General features: G+C 65.7%; 14 protein-coding genes. 7 read left to right on the top strand and 7 right to left on the bottom strand.

The features are described 5' to 3' along the window. Nucleotides 1-80: 80 nt before the first annotated feature. The 6 genes from larE (at nucleotide 81) to ACPDIT_RS12540 (ending at nucleotide 5364) form a co-directional block, all read left to right on the top strand. Nucleotides 81-992, top strand: a complete 912-nt coding sequence (gene larE, locus ACPDIT_RS12515) for an ATP-dependent sacrificial sulfur transferase LarE (RefSeq protein ID WP_423443987.1) — start codon at nucleotides 81-83, stop codon at nucleotides 990-992. Nucleotides 993-1130: 138 nt separating this feature from the next. Beyond that, a complete protein-coding gene (locus tag ACPDIT_RS12520; protein ID WP_423443989.1) occupies nucleotides 1131-2405 on the top strand; it encodes a type II secretion system F family protein in 1275 nt (424 codons plus the stop codon). An 11-nt stretch (nucleotides 2406-2416) separates the two neighbouring features. Next, nucleotides 2417-3013 (top strand): pilus assembly FimT family protein, encoded by a 597-nt coding sequence (locus ACPDIT_RS12525; RefSeq protein ID WP_423443991.1) that lies wholly within the window; start codon nucleotides 2417-2419, stop codon nucleotides 3011-3013. Continuing rightward, nucleotides 3010-3459 (top strand): hypothetical protein, encoded by a 450-nt coding sequence (locus ACPDIT_RS12530; RefSeq protein WP_423443993.1) that lies wholly within the window; start codon nucleotides 3010-3012, stop codon nucleotides 3457-3459. Before ACPDIT_RS12525 ends, ACPDIT_RS12530 begins: the two co-directional genes overlap by 4 nt. After that, nucleotides 3456-4259: a PulJ/GspJ family protein gene (locus ACPDIT_RS12535; RefSeq protein WP_423443995.1), complete on the top strand. Its 804-nt coding sequence runs from the start codon at nucleotides 3456-3458 to the stop codon at nucleotides 4257-4259. The genes ACPDIT_RS12530 and ACPDIT_RS12535 overlap by 4 nt, the downstream gene beginning before the upstream one ends. Nucleotides 4260-4263: 4 nt before the next feature. Further along, complete coding sequence (locus ACPDIT_RS12540; RefSeq protein ID WP_423443997.1) at nucleotides 4264-5364, top strand: general secretion pathway protein GspK; 1101 nt, start codon at nucleotides 4264-4266, stop codon at nucleotides 5362-5364. A 234-nt stretch (nucleotides 5365-5598) separates the two neighbouring features. Here the strand turns inward: ACPDIT_RS12540 and ACPDIT_RS12545 are convergent, their stop codons facing one another. The 7 genes from ACPDIT_RS12545 to hoxE all read right to left on the bottom strand — a co-directional run bounded on the left by ACPDIT_RS12545 (nucleotide 5599) and on the right by hoxE (nucleotide 14121). Further along, nucleotides 5599-7095 (bottom strand): MFS transporter, encoded by a 1497-nt coding sequence (locus ACPDIT_RS12545; RefSeq protein ID WP_423444421.1) that lies wholly within the window; start codon nucleotides 7093-7095, stop codon nucleotides 5599-5601. A gap of 1534 nt (nucleotides 7096-8629) precedes the next feature. After that, complete coding sequence (locus ACPDIT_RS12550) at nucleotides 8630-9205, bottom strand: hydrogenase maturation protease (protein WP_423443999.1); 576 nt, start codon at nucleotides 9203-9205, stop codon at nucleotides 8630-8632. Beyond that, nucleotides 9171-10595 carry a Ni/Fe hydrogenase subunit alpha gene (locus ACPDIT_RS12555; protein ID WP_423444001.1) on the bottom strand — a complete coding sequence of 475 codons (1425 nt, stop codon included), beginning with the start codon at nucleotides 10593-10595 and terminating at the stop codon, nucleotides 9171-9173. Before ACPDIT_RS12555 ends, ACPDIT_RS12550 begins: the two co-directional genes overlap by 35 nt. Nucleotides 10596-10698: 103 nt before the next feature. Continuing rightward, nucleotides 10699-11247 (bottom strand): oxidoreductase, encoded by a 549-nt coding sequence (locus ACPDIT_RS12560; protein ID WP_423444003.1) that lies wholly within the window; start codon nucleotides 11245-11247, stop codon nucleotides 10699-10701. Next, nucleotides 11235-11951 (bottom strand): bidirectional hydrogenase complex protein HoxU, encoded by a 717-nt coding sequence (hoxU, locus tag ACPDIT_RS12565; protein ID WP_423444005.1) that lies wholly within the window; start codon nucleotides 11949-11951, stop codon nucleotides 11235-11237. Before hoxU ends, ACPDIT_RS12560 begins: the two co-directional genes overlap by 13 nt. Before the next feature lie 15 nt (nucleotides 11952-11966). Next, nucleotides 11967-13598 (bottom strand): NADH-quinone oxidoreductase subunit NuoF, encoded by a 1632-nt coding sequence (gene nuoF, locus ACPDIT_RS12570; protein WP_423444006.1) that lies wholly within the window; start codon nucleotides 13596-13598, stop codon nucleotides 11967-11969. Beyond that, nucleotides 13588-14121, bottom strand: a complete 534-nt coding sequence (gene hoxE, locus ACPDIT_RS12575) for a bidirectional hydrogenase complex protein HoxE (RefSeq protein ID WP_423444008.1) — start codon at nucleotides 14119-14121, stop codon at nucleotides 13588-13590. The genes nuoF and hoxE overlap by 11 nt, the downstream gene beginning before the upstream one ends. A gap of 1290 nt (nucleotides 14122-15411) precedes the next feature. Between hoxE and ACPDIT_RS12580 the strand changes: the two genes are divergently transcribed. Beyond that, nucleotides 15412-16719 (top strand): alginate export family protein, encoded by a 1308-nt coding sequence (locus ACPDIT_RS12580; RefSeq protein WP_423444010.1) that lies wholly within the window; start codon nucleotides 15412-15414, stop codon nucleotides 16717-16719. Nucleotides 16720-16849 lie beyond the last annotated feature (130 nt).

A 16849-nucleotide genomic window follows, 5' to 3' on the forward strand; every position in this document is an offset into this window, starting at 1 on the left:
ACCCCGCCGGCGGCCGACGCGCATGCCCGGGGAAGGGCCTGCGGCTCGACAGACGTGGGGAATGGTGTCAATTTGGGGCTGTGCCGGACGAGAAGCTGGAAGCGTTGCGAGCGCGCCTGCGCGAGTATGGCTCGTGTCTGATTGCCTACTCGGGCGGTGTGGACTCGGTGTTCCTGGCGGTGGTGGCACATCAGACCCTCGGGGAACGGGCGCTGGCGGTGATCGCGGACTCTCCCAGCCTGCCAAGGCAGGAACTGGCCGAGGCGCTGGAACTGGGGCGTCGGTTTGGCTTCCCGGTGCGCGTGGTGCGGACGCGGGAGTTCGAAAACCCCAACTACCTGGCCAATCCCATTGATCGTTGTTATTTCTGCAAGACCGAGTTGTTCGATGTGTTGGTGCCGCTGGCGCGAGCCGAGGGTTTCGCCGTCATCGTGTACGGGGAGAATGCCAGCGACGTGGGCGATTGGCGGCCGGGGGCCCGAGCCGCGGCGGAACATCAGGTGCGTGCCCCGCTCAAGGAGGTTGGGTTGACCAAGTCGGAGATCCGCGCCCTGTCCGCTGCGATGGGGTTGCCGACGGCGGACAAACCCCAGATGGCGTGTTTGAGCTCGCGGGTGCCCTACGGCGAGGCGGTCACGCCGGAGAAACTGCGGATGATCGAGGCTGCCGAAGCGGTCTTGCGAGGATTGGGATTCCGCGATGTCCGGGTCCGGCATCATGAGCTGCCGGGGGCCGCGCCAGAGGCCCGGGCGTTGCCGACCCCGGTCAGTGCGGAGACTGCCGGGCGGCGGCCCGGCCCGGCGCTGGCCCGCATCGAGGTGGGCCCCGACGAGTTGCCCAGGTTTTTGGCCGACGGGGTGGCGCTCCGGGTTGCCGAGGCCCTGAAGCAGATCGGTTACGCGCACGTCACCGTGGATCTGCAGGGATATCGCCGGGGCAGCCTGAACGAGGGGACGCCGGCGGCCGGTCCCGGGCGCAAGCCCGTCGGCTAGTCGGAACGAGCGCGGACCCGGCCCCGGGGTGGTCCGGGCGACGTTGCCCCGCATCCGGGCCGTGGTTGCGGTTCCCCGGTGGGCCGCCCGATCCAGCCGAAACTTTTCAGGGACAGCGGTTTTTGCTTCAAGGAAGCGATGCCTCAGTTTGCCTACAGAGCACGCCGGCGAACCGGCGAGGTGGTGGAAGGGGTCTTGGAAGGGCCCGATCGCGCGGCGGTGCTGGCTCAAATCGAGCGGCTGGGACTGTTCCCGGTGTCGGTGGACGCCACCAAGGGCGGCGCGCAGGGCGCGGCCCGGGGGCGGGGATCCGCCGCGGCGACGTTGCGGCGATTGTGGCCGAGCAGTTGGCAGGCGTGGCGCAGCCGGCCGCGCAAACCCCGACTGCAGGAGCTGGCCACTTTCACCCAGCAACTGGCCAACCTGCTGCAGGCAGGCATGCCCCTGACGGTGGCGCTCCACAGCATGACGCACCTGGAAAGCCGCGGGATTCCGGCCGACGTGGCCCGCCAGTTGCGGCAGGAGGTCATGGAGGGTCGGAGTCTCTCGGATGCGATGGCGAAGCAGCCGGTGGTGTTCTCGGACCTGTACGTGAACATGGTGCGGGCGGGCGAGCAGAGCGGCGCGCTCGTGGAGGTGCTCCGCCGCATGGCGGAACATTTCGAGCGATTCGCCCAGGTGCAGGCCAGGTTCAGCTCCGCCCTGGTCTACCCGGCGTTCGTCGCGCTCGTGGGCGTGGCCATCATGTTCTTCTTCATGACCTACATGCTGCCCAAGTTCCTGACCATGTTCGAAGGCATGCAGGTCGAATTGCCCCTGATGACGCGGCTGGTGGTGGGCATCAGTCATTTCCTGAGTGGATACTGGTGGTTGCTGTTGCTGGTGGTGCTGGCAGTGTGGATCGTGTTCAATCGCTTCCAGGCCACCGAGGAGGGCAAACGAAAGATCGACCAGTGGAAGATGAACGCCCCGATTTTCGGGCGCGTGGTGCGTCTGCACCTGTTCGCCACGTTCGCGCGCACGCTGTCCACGTTGCTCGAAAACGGCGTGCCGGTGCTCACGGCGCTCAAGATCACCGAACAGGTGATTCCCAATCGCCTGGTCAAGGAGGCCATTGCCCGGGCACGGGAGGACGTCACCGACGGCAAGACGCTGGCCCAGCCGCTGGCCCGCAGCAAGTTGTTCCCGCAACTGATGGTGGACCTGGTGAAAATTGGCGAGGAAACCGGAGACGTGCCGGGGGCGCTGCGCAACCTGGCCGACACCTACGAGAACGAGCTGAGCATTGCCCTGCGGGTGATGACCAACCTGATCGAACCGGTGTTGATCATCGTCATGGCCCTGGGGGTCGGATTCCTCCTGCTCAGCGTCTTGTCGGCGATGTTCGCCATTACTTCGAACATTGCACGGTGAGGAGGGCGGTGATGCACAGGGGCCGGGCACAGCGGCAGGCGGACGGGGCGGTGGCGGTTCGGCCGGGGCGGTCCGCTGGGGCCTGGACGCTCATCGAGATCATGATTGTGGTGGGCATCCTGGGGATCGTAATGACAATGAGCATCCCCGCGTTTTCGCAGTTGCGGCGGAAAGCCGATTTTCGCCAGGCGGTGGCGGACGTGGTGGAAGTGTGCAGCACGGCGCGCGCGCGGGCCATTCTGGGGGGGCACCCGGTGGAGTTGTGGATCCGGCCGCAGGAGAAGCTGTTGTGGGTGGCCGGCGGGACGGAGGAGGCCGCGGAGGCGGAGGCGGGTTCGGGGCCCGAGCCGGTCGCTCGCTCCCCGCTGAACCGGCTGGAGGAGCGTTCCGGGCTGTCGGCCCGGCTGCCGGATAGCATCGCCCTCGAAATGGTGGATGTGAACTTCGTGGAGTTCAAAGACGCCGAGCTGGCGCGCGTGCGCTTCTTCCCCAACGGCACCTGCGATGAGCTGACGTTGGTGTTGCGCTCCGACCGCAACGAGTATCGCAAGATCTCCCTGGAGGTCACCACCGCCCTGGCCCGGGTCGAAACCCTGGGGAACCGATGAACCTGCCAGTCTGCAGCCACCCGACTTTGCGACGGACAGCCTCGAGAGGGGGCCGCACCGCCTTCACCCTCATCGAGGTGATGCTGGCGATGGCAATGTTTTTTGCCGCCGTGTTCGCCATCCTGGCGCTGGTCTCGAGTTCGCTGCGCAATGCCCGAGCCCTGCAACTGCAGCACGTGAATGCCTCGGCCCTGGCCGCGTTTCTGACCGTGTCCAATCGTCTGGAGGAGGGGATGTTTTCGGGGGACTTTGGCGATCTCTTTCCGGAGGAGCAGTTCGATTTTGAGGTCATCCCCATCACCAACGGGCTGGTGCGCGTGGACATGGTGGTGCGGTCGCGACAGGGCCGCGGCCGTCAGGTCTCCACCATGAGCGTGTTGCTCTTCCAAACCCAGTCGCCGATCCCGTCCCCGGCCGGGACGGCCGTTCCTCCGTTGCGACGATGAGGGGGCGTCAGCGAGCCAGGTGGAAGTGCAGAGCCTTCACGTTGGTGGAGGCGATGCTGGCGGTGGCCATCCTGAGTCTGGTGGTCGCGGCCATCTATTCGAGTTGGACGGCGATTCTGCGGGCCTCGAAAGTAGGGTTGGAGGCCGCGGCACAGGCCCAGCGATCGCGCATCGCTTTGCAAACCCTCGAAGACGCCCTGACGATGGCCCAGCTCTCGGTGGTCAACGCGGAGTACTACGGCTTTGTCGCCCAGGGCGGCGAAGAAGCCTTGCTGAGTTTTGTGGCCCGGCTGCCCCCGTCGTTTCCGCGCAGCGGCCGATTCGGCGACCTGAGTGTGCGCCGCGTGATCTTCCGGGTGGAACCCGGACCCGACAATGACCGCGTGCTTACCTTGCGACAGCACCCGTTGGTGCGCGATCTGGACGAGGACGAGGAGAACCATCCCCTGATCCTGGCCCGGCAGGTAAGGTCGCTGGAGCTGGCATTCTGGGATCTGCGTGCCGGGGACTGGGTGGAGGAATGGACCCTGACCAATCAACTGCCGCCGCTGGTTCGGGTTGCGCTGCGGATGGACCCACCCGGCACCCGGCGCTCCGGTGAGGAACGCGTGGTCACCCGGGTGGTTGCCGTGCCCAGCCGCGGGGTGCCGCCGCAGTTCCAGGTGCCGCGCGTGGGCGGTCCGGTGCCCGGTGCTCCGGGGACGCCGGGGATTCCGCAGGGCCCGGGTCAGCCGCCCGTCATTCCTGCGCCCACGCCCGGTGGGCCCGGTCCGGTGCCCGGTGGGCCTCCCACTCCTTGAGGGTATGCGTCTGACGTTGGCAAAAGAACACGGCCGTGGCGGCATCGCCCTGATCATCGTCATGATCACGGTGCTGGTGCTGTCGATCCTGGCCGGCGGCTTTGCCTATTCGATGCGGGTGGAAACCAAACTGGCCCGCAACGCGGCCTCCGAATCGGAACTGTTGTGGCTGGGGCGGTCCGGGGTGGAACTGGCCCGTTATGTGCTGGCCGAGCAGCTGGCCCTGGGGTGCGAACCGTACGATGCATTGAACCAGGTCTGGGCCGGCGGACCGGGCGGACTTTGCACCTCCAACAGCCCGCTGGCCGGCGTGCAACTGGCCGACGTCCAGTTGGGCCCGGGTAAATTCACCGTCCGCATCGTGGATCTGGAGCGGAAGTTCAACATCAACGTGGCCGATGAACTGATCCTGCAACAGGCCTTCATCGTGATGGGGGTCGATCCGGGCGAGTTCCCGGCCCTGGTCAGCGCAATCCTGGACTGGATCGACGCAGACGATGACACGCACCTCAGCGGGGCCGAAAGCGACTATTACCAGACGCTGGACCCGCCGTACTTTGCCAAGAACCGGCCGATGGATGACCTCTCGGAACTGCTGCTGGTCCGGGGCATTACGCCCGAACTCTACTGGGGGCCGGCGGTCAGCAACGCCGTGGCCGGCCGTTACGGAGCGCGCACCCCGGCGCTGGGCGTGGTGACCTCGGCGCTGACGCCTCCGGTGGGCCTGGTGGATCTGTTCACGACATTCTCTTCGGGCAAGCTCAACATCAACACCGCTTCCATCAGTGCCCTGCAACTGGTGCCGTTCATCGACGAGGGCCGGGCGGCGCGCATCGTGATGTTGCGCGCCGGCTACGACGGGGTCGAAGGCACCGAGGATGACACCCCGGCGGGCACCCCCGGGCTGTCGTTGCTCGACATGCTGGTCAGTGCCGGTCTTTCCCCTGCCGAAGCTACGGCGGCCGCGCGTTATCTGGATCAGCGCAGCCGCACCTTCGAGGTCACCGTGGAGGCCGAGGTCAACGGGGTCCATCGCACGTTTGTGGCGGTGCTGGGCCGCAACAACCCCCGGGACATCCCCATCCTCAGTTTCTACTCGAAATAGTGACGAACCGGCGGGAGGGCGCGGTGCCCGGGCTGCCATGAGTGTGGATCGGCCGGAAAAGCGCACCGCCCCTGCGACATGACTCGACGGGGCGGCCCTGCATTCCATGATCCGCGGCGTCAAGAGCGATCCTGGTCTGCGCGCCGCTGAAAGCCCGAGCGACGGATGTCATTCCGGCCGAAGGGAATGCCCGGTTCAGAGGCGCCGCCCGGGGATGCGGGACTCGAGTGATGCTTATGGCTGCATCGGGCGTTGGGCCAGCTTCCGAATCCAGCGACCGTACAGATAAATCATCACCGCCGAAAGCACGCCGATGCCGGCGAAGACGAACCATGTGGTTCCCACATGGTAGGCCTCGTACAACTCCCGGGTGAGCGCCTCCGGCGATTGCCCGGTGACCTCCACCAACTTGCGGAAGGCCTCGCCCACCGGCAGGGCCTGTTGCGACACGGCATCCCGGCTCCATCCGAGCTCCTCCACCAGGGTCCGGCGCGCCAACTGGTCCTTGTCGGAAAACATGTGGTACAGGTGCGGTCCCAGTTTCCCTTCGATGGTCCAACCGATCAGGATGGGAGCCTGGGAGAAGCCGATCCACATGGCCTTCTTGTCCGGCGGTGCCACGTTTCCAAGGAACTCGCTGTATTTGGGGCTGGCCAGCATTTCGCCCGCGCTGAAGATCACCATGGCCAACACGGCCCAACCCACCTGCCGCGTCATCCCGAACACGGTCAGGGCGGTCACGATCAACAACGTGCCCGCCAACAGGCTGTCCGTGGCCCGCATTTTCGCGCTCAGGCCGGCAAACAAAAAGCAGGTCAACATGATCATGCCCGCATTGATGTTGACGATGCCCTCGGGCTGGATGTGCTGTCCGGCCGAATCCATGCCCAGGAAAAAGCGCGCCAAAGCATTCTGGGCGCCGTCCGCTCCGAAGAGGAAGGTCACCATGGGCCGCGTGTCCACCCAGTCCTCCACATACTTGGGCAGCACGTCCCACAGCATGGGGAACATCAACCACCAGACCGAGAAGATGAGCAGATACACCGTCAGGTGGGGTTTGCGCAGTTCCGCCAGGCTTTCACGCCAGAGGGGCTTTTCCTGCTCCAGGCCGGCGCGGATGCGCTCCCGTCGGGCCAACCGTTCTTCGAGTCCCGGCTCCCGGTAGGTCAGCAGCAAGAGAAAGTTCAGACAGATGAACGCCGCGTTGGTGTAAAAAACCATCTGCCAGCCCATGTGGGAGCGCATGTGCAGGGCGATCAGGGGCCCGATCCACCCGCCGATGTTGACCGTTTGGTAAAAAATGCCCCAGGCCATGGAGCTGTTGAGGCGGTTGGTGGCCTTGATGAGCGTTCCCTGGATGCCGGGCTTGAAGACGGCCGTCCCCACCGCCAGGAACATCGCGCCCACAAAAAAGCCCGCGAAGGTCTGCCACCAGGCCATGATCAAGTAGGCGAGGCATTTCAGGAGGGTGGAAACAAAGATGGTCTGTTTGTAGCCGTAGCGATCAGAGAGACCACCGGTGAAAATCGGTACCAGAGACTGGGCCAGATTCCAGCACAACAGCAGCCAGCCAAATTGGGCCATGGTGACGCCCAGGCCGTGCTCCGAAGCGGGCCGGGTGGCATACAGCGTGGCCACGGCGCGCACGCCGTAGTAGGCGAGGCGCTCGATCATCTCCATGGCCCCCACGACCCAAAACACGTAACCGAGGCTGGCGATCGCCGCCCACATGCCCAGTTGCTTGACGTCGGCCAGTGGATTGGCCGGCGCGGCGGGCGCGGTCGGGCCGGACACGGAGGTGGGCGGATCGGCAGGGGACTGGCTCATGGCGGATTCAGTCTCGACGTTCCGGAGGCGCGTGAAAGAGCGTGGCAGTCGACGGACGCCCCATGACCGCTGTTCCGGGATCGCCCGCTTCTTCAGGCGGCGCGCTTTCCCGGGCTCGACGCGTCAATGTCGCGAGATTCGGCATCGCGGACCCATACGTTGCCGACCGCATCTCATCCAGACAAGTCTGCGGTACATCCGAAGCTGCGAAAGGGCGTATTTCCGTGATGAAGCCCGGAAGCAAGGATCCGAAGCCCATGCCCTTTCCCTCGACCTTCCTGCGCCGAGGACGCGCGAAAACCCGCCGGGCTTTTCGGAGGTGTGCGAAACCTGAAATGCGCCGGACAGCCGATCCGCAGCGCCGGGGCCCTGTCTGCGCCAGCGCCGCACGCGACGATCCTCCAAAGCAGCCTCTGGAGATTCATTCCTCCCAACCCGTGGAGGGTCGGGAAGGTATTCGCGCCCGCGAGGCGCCGTGCGATGACCCAACGGCGCGCACGTGCGCCGCCCAAGGGGCGGCTCGGCTGCCTCGTTGCCGGGTGAATGGCTGCGCCCTCAGCGCACACCACGGTTGCCCCGTTGGGAAGGAGAATCCACCAACCCGGCGTCCCCCTTGCGCAACGAGGTCGCACCCATGACGGGCGAACGGTTGCGCCTTCGGCGCGCCGTGTTGTTGCCCCATGGGGGCGGGAATTCACCAGCCTAGGGCAACGCCCCGGGGAAACGGGGCGCCTTCATTCATTCCGGCCTGAAGGGGCGGCATTCAGTGTGGCAAACCCGGCCCTCGCGATGGGCCTCCTCGAGTTGCGCCTTTTCTGGGCGCGATGGGGTTTGGGGTGCCGGCTTCCCGCGGCGTTGCCCCGGGTTGGTGGATGGGATGGCCCTCGGCGCGTGGATGGGCCCATGGGATTCGTGCACAGCGGAGGGCACATCTCGGTTTTGAGCCGCGATTCAAAAGTCCCGAGCCCTTTCCCTCGGTTTTCCGGGGCCGAGGAGCCCGAAACTCCGTCGGCCTTTTCGGGGGTGTCCAAAAACCGGAATGGGCTGGCTGCGGAAGCCGGCGCGTCCCGAATCCACTTCCCGGGCCAGCCGTGCCACCCTCGGTCGGAGGATGGCTCGCATCGCACCGTTTTTAGTGGCGGCGCACATGCGGCACGCAGGTGGGGCATCTGCGTGTCCTCGTCCACTGACCGGGCAACCGCAGGTGCCGGCCAGCTCTGCCGGGGCGCTTCCGGCGTGCCGACAAAGATGCGGCTGAAAGGTTTCCCCCGCGGTTTTATTGGGAGACTCGGAATGGGAACCCGGCTCCGCGCCGGCCGGTTTGGCGCTTCGCTTTCTGCCCAAGACGGCGCCCTGGCGTCGAAGTCCCGTTTCCCTGGTCCGCGCGGATGTACGCCGGACCCGGCGGGTTGCTGGGCGAGCGGGATCGGCGAGGGGTTCAGGCTTGATCGGCGAAGGAGCCGGCCGGGGATGTTCGGCCGAGACCGTTTTTGCCGGCGCGGGCGCAAGGGAGTTGTTGTCGGCGCAGCCACGCTTCGATCCGCTCCAGAGCCGTTCGGACACCCGCCTGCGCCAGGGTCGAAAAGCCCTCGCCCAGTCCGAAGTCTTCGCCAGGGATCGTCAGAAGCCACGCCGGGGGTTGCCGACCGAACACGGCGCGAGCCAGGCCCAACAACAGGGCGGGCGAACTGGCGTGGGCCAGGGAAGGGACAACTGCCCTGGCACGGATGCGGCGCATTCGGACGTGCCGTGGCCCGTCGGCCACGGCATCCACGAAAACCACCGCTGCTGCGCGGCTGATCGGTTCGGCCAGTTCGGGGGTGAGTTGATGGCAGGCAATGATCTGCACCCCGGAACGTGGTTGGGTAGCCAGGCGCTCGGCCACAGAAACGCCCACCCCATCGTCGCGCCGCAGAGTGTTTCCATACCCGATGATCAGGATGGAAGCCGGGGATGGAGCGGCGCCGCGGGTCGCAGCGTCAGTCCCGTCGCAATTCCTGGAGCAGTTCCCCATTCGGCCCCAACACGCGCACCAGCAGGGGCATTCGCCCGGCTGCGTGAGTCGAACAGCTCAGACAGGGATCGAAACACCGAATGCCGTGTTCGATGCGGTTGAGCACGGCCTCGGGCACCGGGATGCCGCGGACGTAGTGCCGTGCGATTTGGGCCACGGTCCGGTTCATGGCCAGGTTGTTTTGTCCCGTGGCAATGATCAGGTTGACGCGCTGCAGGATCCCGTGGCGATCCACGGTGTAGTCATGGAAGAGCGTGCCCCGGGGCGCTTCGCTGACGCCCACGCCGCGCAGGCTGTTGATGCCGGCATTGGCCCGAAGGTCGGAGCTCAACAGGTCAGGATCCTCGATCATCTGCTCGATGCGTTCCACGCAGGCCAGGATCTCGATCAACCGTGCGTAGTGATAGAGAAACGACGAGGTCACCGCACCCCGGCCCAGTTTCTTGAAGTAGCGCAGCTCGGCGTCCGCCAGCGGCGTGCCCATTTGCCGGGCCACGTTGAGCCGGGCCAACGGCCCCACCCGATACATCCCCTCCGGCATGCCCAGGGGACGGTAGTAGGGGGATTTGAGGTACGAACTGGTTTGAACCGACTCGCCTATGACCTCGTCGTATCGCTGCGGGTCCACCTGGTCGGCCAGCACATTCCCGCTGCTGTCCACGAAACACAGCCGCCCGCCGTAATGCTCCCAGGTGCCGTCGGCGGCCACCAGGCTCATGAAGAGCGAAGGGAAATTGCCGTAGATCTGCACCTCGCGGCCGTGGGTCTTGAGACATTTCTTGAACAGCTCCAGGGCGCGCTGGGCGGTGGCTTTGGCCTCGGGCAGCCATGTGCGAATGCGGTCGCGCCCCTCGGGCGTCAGCGGGTTGCGCACGCCACCGGGCACGGCCCACGAGGGATGGATCTTGCGCCCACCCAATCGCTCGATCACCTCCTGACCAAACTGGCGCAGCCGGATGCCGGCCCGGGCCAGGTCCGGCTGGGCGGCGATCAAGCCGAACAGATTGCGCTGCGCGGGCGGGGTGTCCCAGCCCAGCACAAAATCCGGGGCGCTCAAATGGAAGAAACTCAGTGCGTGACTCTGAATGATCTGGCCCAGGTTCATCAGCCGACGCAGCTTTTCCGCCGCGGGCGGAATGTCCACGGCCATGATGGCGTCTCCGGCCTTGGCGGAGGCCAACAGGTGACTCACCGGACAGATTCCGCAGACGCGGGCGGTCAGCCCGGGCATCTCGCTGAAGGGCCGGCCCTCGCAGAATTTTTCGAAGCCCCGGAACTCGACGACGTGAAACTCGGCGTCCACGACGTTGCCGGCCTCGTCGAGATGGAGGCTGATCTTGGCGTGGCCCTCGATGCGGGTGACGGGATCAATGACGATGCGTTGGGACATGGCAGCGCAGCAGGCGACCGTGGCCGAGAGGTCGGACAAAAACGGACCGGGCTGCCGACCTGCCGGCCTTCGGCCAAATTCCAAGGCACACGGCGTTCATGGTTCAGCCAAATTTGAGTTGAGGCCCCTCCAGGGCCGGCGCATGGCCCTCCAACAGCGCGACCAGGACGGCCCGGATCCGGTCGGCCGGCGGCGGACACCCGGGCAGGTAATGCTCGACCGGGACCACCTGGTGCACCGGAAGCACCTGCGGGAGCAACGGGGGCACGATCCCCTCGGCCCGCGGCAGCGTGGGATTATCCTGGGCGCATTCGAGGTAGGCGCGCTGGAGAACCTGCTCGGCATTGCGCGGGCCCAGCACATTGCGCAGGGCCGTGACGTTGCCGGTGACGGCGCAATCGCCGAAGCTCACCAGCACGCGCGTCCGTTGCCGGATGCGTTCCAACAGTTCGAGGTGATCCGTGTTCGCCACGGCCCCTTCGATGAGGCAGACGTCCACGCCTTCCGGATACTCCTTGGTGTCCACCAGCGGGCTGTACACCAGTTCCACCCGGGCGGCCAGTTCCAGGAGGAACTCGTCCAGATCGAGGAACGACATGTGGCAGCCGGAACAGCCGCCCAGCCAGACCGTGGCCAGTTTCAAGCGATCCATTGTTTTTGCTCCCGGGCAGTGACGATGAACTCGAGTTTGTGGCGGTCCCGGATCATTTCGCCGGTGGCCACGCCCTTGTAGTAGAGGGCCCCGGTGGGACAGGCCATGACACACTTCCCGCAATGGGTGCAGGTGTCCGATTCGCCCCAGGGCTGGTTCAGGTCGGTAATGATGCGACAGTCGGCTCCGCGACCGGCCACGTTTTTGGTGCCGGCCCCTTCGATGTGCCAGCAAACCCGCACGCAGCGTGTGCAGAGAATGCACCGGTTGTGGTCCATGCCGAAGAGCGGATGGGTCTGGTCCACTTCCAGGTGCGGATGCTGGTAGGGGTAGCGCACGTGGTCCATCCCCGCCTCCCAGGCCAGCGTCTGCAGTTCGCAGTTCCCATTGGCCACGCAGACCGCGCAGACATGATTGCGCTCGGCAAACAACAGTTCGAGGGTCATGCGCCGGTACTTCCGGAGCCGGTCGGTGTCGGTCCAGACCTCCATGCCTTCGGCGATTTTGGTGGTGCAGGCCGGGAGCAATTTGTTGGAGCCGGCCACCTCCACCAGGCAGAGCCGGCAGGCGCCCACGTCATAGACGCCCTCCAAATGACAGAGGGTCGGAATGCGAATGCCGGCGTCCTGCGCCGCTTCCAACACGGTGGTGCCGGCGGGGGCGCTGACCGGTTTGCCGTCGATCGTGAGAGTTAACGCGGCCATGGAACAGATCCTCCATCAAAGGGCGGTGGCGGGCCGGGGCGCGCTTGCCGGGGTGCGTTCCGGACGCAGCCGCCGTTCGTATTCGTGCCGGAAGAACCGCAGCGTGCTCAACACGGGATTGGGGGCCGTCTGGCCCAGCCCGCACAGGCTCGTGTGTTTGACCATGTCGCAAAGCTCTTCGAGAATGGCGAGGTCCCGGGCCGTGGCACCTCCTTCAAGAATCTTGGTCAGCAGTCCGTGCATCTGCACCGTGCCCGCGCGGCACGGGATGCACTTGCCGCAGGATTCGTCCTTGCAGAACTCCATGAAGAAGCGGGCCACGTCCACCATGTCGGTGGTCTCGTCCATGACGATCATGCCTCCGGATCCCATGATGGAACCGAGGCGCGTGAGCGACTCGTAGTCCACCTCCACGTCCATCAACTCCGCCGGAACACAGCCGCCGGAGGGCCCGCCGGTCTGCACGGCTTTGATCCGGGCGCCGCCCGGGGCCCCGCCGCCCATTTCCTCCACAATCGTGCGCAGCGTGGTGCCCATGGGCACCTCGATCAACCCGGTGTTCTTCACCCGGCCCGCCAGGGCAAAGACCTTGGTGCCCTTGCTCTTTTCGGTCCCGATGCTGGCAAACCACTCGGCTCCGTTGCGAATGATCGCCGGCACATTGGCGAACGTTTCCACGTTGTTGATCAGCGTGGGACAGCCCCACAGCCCGCTCTCGGCGGGAAACGGCGGCCGCGGCCGCGGCGTGCCGCGGCGCCCCTCGATGGAGGCCATCAACGCCGTCTCCTCGCCACACACGAAGGCGCCGGCGCCGATTCGCAGTTCGACATTGAAGTTGAGCGGCGACCCGAAGATGCCGCTGCCGAGGATGCCCAGTCGCCGCGCCTGGTCGATGGCCAGCCGCAGGCGCCGGATCGCCAACGGGTACTCGGCCCGCACATAGATGAATCCCTGCTCGGCCCCCACCGCGTAGGCCGCAATCGCCATGCCCTCCAAAACACTGTGCGGATCGCTTTCCAACACACTGCGGTCCATGAACGCGCCCGGATCGCCCTCGTCGGCATTGCACACGACGAATTTGCGCGGGCCGGTGGACTTGGCCACCGTGCTCCATTTGAGGCCGGTGGGGAAGCCCGCTCCCCCCCGACCGCGCAGCCCGCTGGTGGTGACCGCCTGGATCACCTCGCGCGGCTCCATCTCGATGACCGCATCGTGCAACGCGCGGTATCCGTCGGCGGCGATGTAGGACTCGATGCGTTCCGGATCCACCACGCCGCTGTTGGCCAGCACGATGGGGAGCTGTTTGGTGAAAAACGGGTGCTGCAGATCCGCCTGCTCCAGCGCCGGTCTGCCCCCGCGCACCCGCTCCAACAAAGCCGCCGCGGTTTCGGCGCTCACTTTCTGGTACAGCTCGTTGACCGGGTCCACGTGCACCAGCGGGCCCTGGCAACACAGACGCAGACAGCCCACACAGCGCACCTCCACCTGGTCCCGCAATCCCGCATCCGCCACCGCCTGCTCCAACCGTTCCTTCACCTTGTCGCTGCCCGCCGACAAACAACCGGCGGCCGTGCAGACGCGGAGCGTGTACGGCTTGCGCGAAGCCAGCTCCCTCTCCTTGATCGCAAGCAATTGGTTAAGATCCATGATTCATCCAGGATTGGATCGTGGCCACAGCACTCTCCGGCGTTTGACGCGGTGCCACATTGCCGTCGTACACCACCGCCGGGGCAATCCCGCAGGCCCCGATACAACGAGCCGTCAGCACCGAGACCCGACCGTCGGGCGTGGTCTCTCCGGCGTGGACCCCCGCGAATTGTTCGATGGCGGCGAGAATCTTGTCCGCGCCCTTCACGTAGCAGGCCGTGCCCATGCACACCACACAGGTGTGCTCGCCCTTGGGCTTCAGGCGGAAGAAATGATAGAACGTGGCCACGCCGTAGACCCGGCTGGGCGGCAGCTTGAGCCGATGGGCCACGAACAACAGCTGATCGTCATCCAGATACCCGAACAACTCTTGAGCCTTGTGGAGGATCTCGATGAGGGCATCCTGCCGATGCTGATGCTTCTTCATGTGCGCTTCGAGGATCTTGAAGCGCTTGTCGCTACCGGCCCGGGTCAGAGCCTCTTGGACCCGTTTGCGCCTCGGCGTGGCAAGAGTGGCAATCATAAACGCTGGTTCCGTTGCCCGGCGTGGGCCCGGTCACTTCCCGACCGTTCCATCACTGCCGCGCCCATCATGCCATCGTGCTCCGCCGAGGGCTTAGCATTTTTTGGCTTTCGGTGCACCAAGATTGTGAACGCGAATTGCGACCCGCAACCCATCGGGAAAGGTAAAGGGCTTTGCACTGAGTCGATCCGGCCTCGAATGCATCCCAGTTTTTGAGCCCCGGATCCAAGCATCGCAGGGACCGGCCCCTTTCCCGCGGCTTTCCCGGACCGGGCGCACCCAAGATTCCGCCGGGCTTTCGGGGCGTGGAGAAGCTCAAATACGTCGGACAGTGGATCCGGGGCGCCGGGATCCCTGCCTGCGCCAGCACTGCAAGCGATCGTTCGCCATGGCAGCCCCATGCGGATTCACTCTCATCAAACCCATCGAGGGTTGCAAGGGCTTTCGCGCCTTTGACGCGCGTTGGGTTTGCCAATCCCGTGATGTCGAGGCGCCCGTTCAGGGTGCCGCCCTCAAAGACCACCGGAGTCCCTCGGTGCCGGCGGAATCATTCCGCCTCGGGCTCGCTCCATCCGCGCCCCCACAGGGCGACGACGCGCCAGTCCAGGCCAACACCCTCAGTGTTCGCGCAATTCATCCTGCCCCGAACAGGCGCCATCCAGCGGGCACCGGCCGGCCTCCACGACGGGGCCTTGGGGGCGCGCCCTTCCAGGGCGCCGTGGGTTGGGAGACGGAACTCGCGCGCCTTTGCCCTCGGTTGGGGGAAGGTGCCCTGCCGGCGCGCGGCGGGCCGGTGTGGTCCGTGGCCGGCAAAGGGCGCACCTTGGTTTTCGAGCGCCGGCCCCACGGATCCAAAAAACGCCGTTTTCCCCGGCTTTCCTGCGACGAAGACCCCCTCAAATTCCGCCGGGCTTGCTGGGAAATGCAAAACTGGAGATGGAGCGTGTCTCGGCCCCGGAGCCGATGACCGCCGGGACGAACCGGCCGGGCGCGCGCGGGCCACCGGCCGGCTGGATGCAAGCCGGCGACCGGCTCCCTTTGCCTGCCGCGACCTTGCTTTTCTGGAGTCTCCCGCGTCGCACGTTCCGCAGCACGCTGCGGTCAGGATTGCCCTCGCTGCTTGGCACCCGCTGAGGCTCGTGGAACAATCGGGCCCCGCGTAGGTGGGGCCACGGGGTCGGCGAGCCGGACGTTAGTTCCGGGTCGAACCTTGATTTCCGTCAAGGCCGGGCCCCCCGTTCCGCATAGGATGGGGGACGAACAAGGATCTTTAATGGAATGACATCGTTTATGAAGCGACGAGCAACAGCATTTCTGCGAACCTGGGCAGGGCTGGCCGGGCTGGTGATGGCAGCCGGGGCCGCCGGCGCCATCGCGCAAGAGACTCCGAAAACCGCTTCCGGCACCGCCGCCGGTCCCGCTGCCGGGTTCTTCACCCAAACCTTGCCGGGCGCGTTTACCGGCGGGACCTTCTCCGCCAACGTGCGGGCCCGTTACGAATTTGTGCACCAGAACAGCCTGCCCCTGGATGCGCACGCCGGGACGATCCGGACCCGCTTCGGCTTTACCACCGCACCTTTGTACGGAGTTCAAGGCATGCTGGAGGCGGAGAACATCCTGGCGCTGGACGAAGACGCATACAACGCCGCCGGCGCCAATCAACAACCCGGCCGGCCCGTGGTCGCTGATCCCGAAACCACCGAGATCAACCAGGCCTGGCTGGCGTGGACCTGGACCAACGTGTTGGGCCTGAAGGTGGGACGCCAGCGCATTGTCTTCGACAACCACCGGTTCATCGGGGACGTGGGTTGGCGCCAGAACATGCAGACCTACGACGCCGCCAGCGTTCGATGGAGCCCGGTGCCGCGCCTGACGCTGGACTACGCCTATGTGTGGGACGTGCGTCGGGTTTTCGGAAACGTGAGCGGGCTGCCCCCTGCCAACCGCGACTTCGAGTCGGATTCGCACTTGATTCACCTGGCCTGGAACGCGCATGCCGCTGCCCAGCTCGTGGGCTACGTGTACCTGCTCGACCTGCAGAACCCTGCCGGCTTCAACCAATCCTGTGCCACCTACGGCCTGGCCCTGACCGGCTCCGCCCCTCTGACGGATCAATTGAAGTTGGAATACCGGGCCGAAGCAGCGCGCCAGACGGATTATCGCCGCAGTGCGCTGGACTACGAGGCCCCTTACTATGCCCTGGAACTTTCGGTGCATCGGTCGCCCGTGCTCGCGGGAGCCGGCTGGGAATTGCTGGGCAGTGACAACGGAGCCGGTTTTCGCACTCCCCTGGCCACCCTGCACGCCTTCAACGGATGGGCGGACGTGTTTCTCGCCACCCCCAACGCCGGACTCCGCGATCTGTACGGCTTTTTCCAGGTCACACTGCCGGGGCAGATTCCGGTCCGCTTCGTGTACCACAAGTTCGATTCCGACGCTGGCGATGCCGATTTCGGGCAGGAATTCGACCTTCTGGCCTCGCGTCGCTTCGGCAAGCATTGGACCCTGCTGGCCAAGTACGCCTATTACGATGGCCAGGACGCGCCCTATGCCTTCCAGGTGCACAAGGTCTGGGCCCAGGTCGAATTCAACTTTTAGAGTCCCGGCCTCCTTCCCACGCGTGGGCTCGGGACAGTCGCGGGCTCGGGAATGCCGAAAGCCGATGCGGTCCGGAGCTTGCAGCTCCCAGAGAGCCATGAGAGAGACCGCCGAGCGGGGAACCCACTGG

This window comes from Limisphaera sp. VF-2 (genome assembly GCF_049537125.1).
Classification (GTDB): domain Bacteria; phylum Verrucomicrobiota; class Verrucomicrobiia; order Limisphaerales; family Limisphaeraceae; genus Limisphaera.

Bases quoted from the DNA above. Each gene is read 5' to 3' on its own strand.
- nuoF (WP_423444006.1), bottom strand. From the start codon at position 13,598: ATGGATCTTAACCAATTGCTTGCGATCAAGGAGAGGGAGCTGGCTTCG.
- ACPDIT_RS12545 (WP_423444421.1), bottom strand. From the start codon at position 7,095: ATGTGGGCGGCGATCGCCAGCCTCGGTTACGTGTTTTGGGTCGTGGGG.
- ACPDIT_RS12535 (WP_423443995.1), top strand. From the start codon at position 3,456: ATGAGGGGGCGTCAGCGAGCCAGGTGGAAGTGCAGAGCCTTCACGTTG.
- ACPDIT_RS12555 (WP_423444001.1), bottom strand. From the start codon at position 10,595: ATGTCCCAACGCATCGTCATTGATCCCGTCACCCGCATCGAGGGCCAC.
- ACPDIT_RS12580 (WP_423444010.1), top strand. From the start codon at position 15,412: ATGAAGCGACGAGCAACAGCATTTCTGCGAACCTGGGCAGGGCTGGCC.
- ACPDIT_RS12560 (WP_423444003.1), bottom strand. From the start codon at position 11,247: ATGGATCGCTTGAAACTGGCCACGGTCTGGCTGGGCGGCTGTTCCGGC.
- ACPDIT_RS12520 (WP_423443989.1), top strand. From the start codon at position 1,131: ATGCCTCAGTTTGCCTACAGAGCACGCCGGCGAACCGGCGAGGTGGTG.
- ACPDIT_RS12530 (WP_423443993.1), top strand. From the start codon at position 3,010: ATGAACCTGCCAGTCTGCAGCCACCCGACTTTGCGACGGACAGCCTCG.
- ACPDIT_RS12525 (WP_423443991.1), top strand. From the start codon at position 2,417: ATGCACAGGGGCCGGGCACAGCGGCAGGCGGACGGGGCGGTGGCGGTT.
- ACPDIT_RS12550 (WP_423443999.1), bottom strand. From the start codon at position 9,205: ATGGGGAACTGCTCCAGGAATTGCGACGGGACTGACGCTGCGACCCGC.
- ACPDIT_RS12540 (WP_423443997.1), top strand. From the start codon at position 4,264: ATGCGTCTGACGTTGGCAAAAGAACACGGCCGTGGCGGCATCGCCCTG.
- hoxU (WP_423444005.1), bottom strand. From the start codon at position 11,951: ATGGCCGCGTTAACTCTCACGATCGACGGCAAACCGGTCAGCGCCCCC.
- hoxE (WP_423444008.1), bottom strand. From the start codon at position 14,121: ATGATTGCCACTCTTGCCACGCCGAGGCGCAAACGGGTCCAAGAGGCT.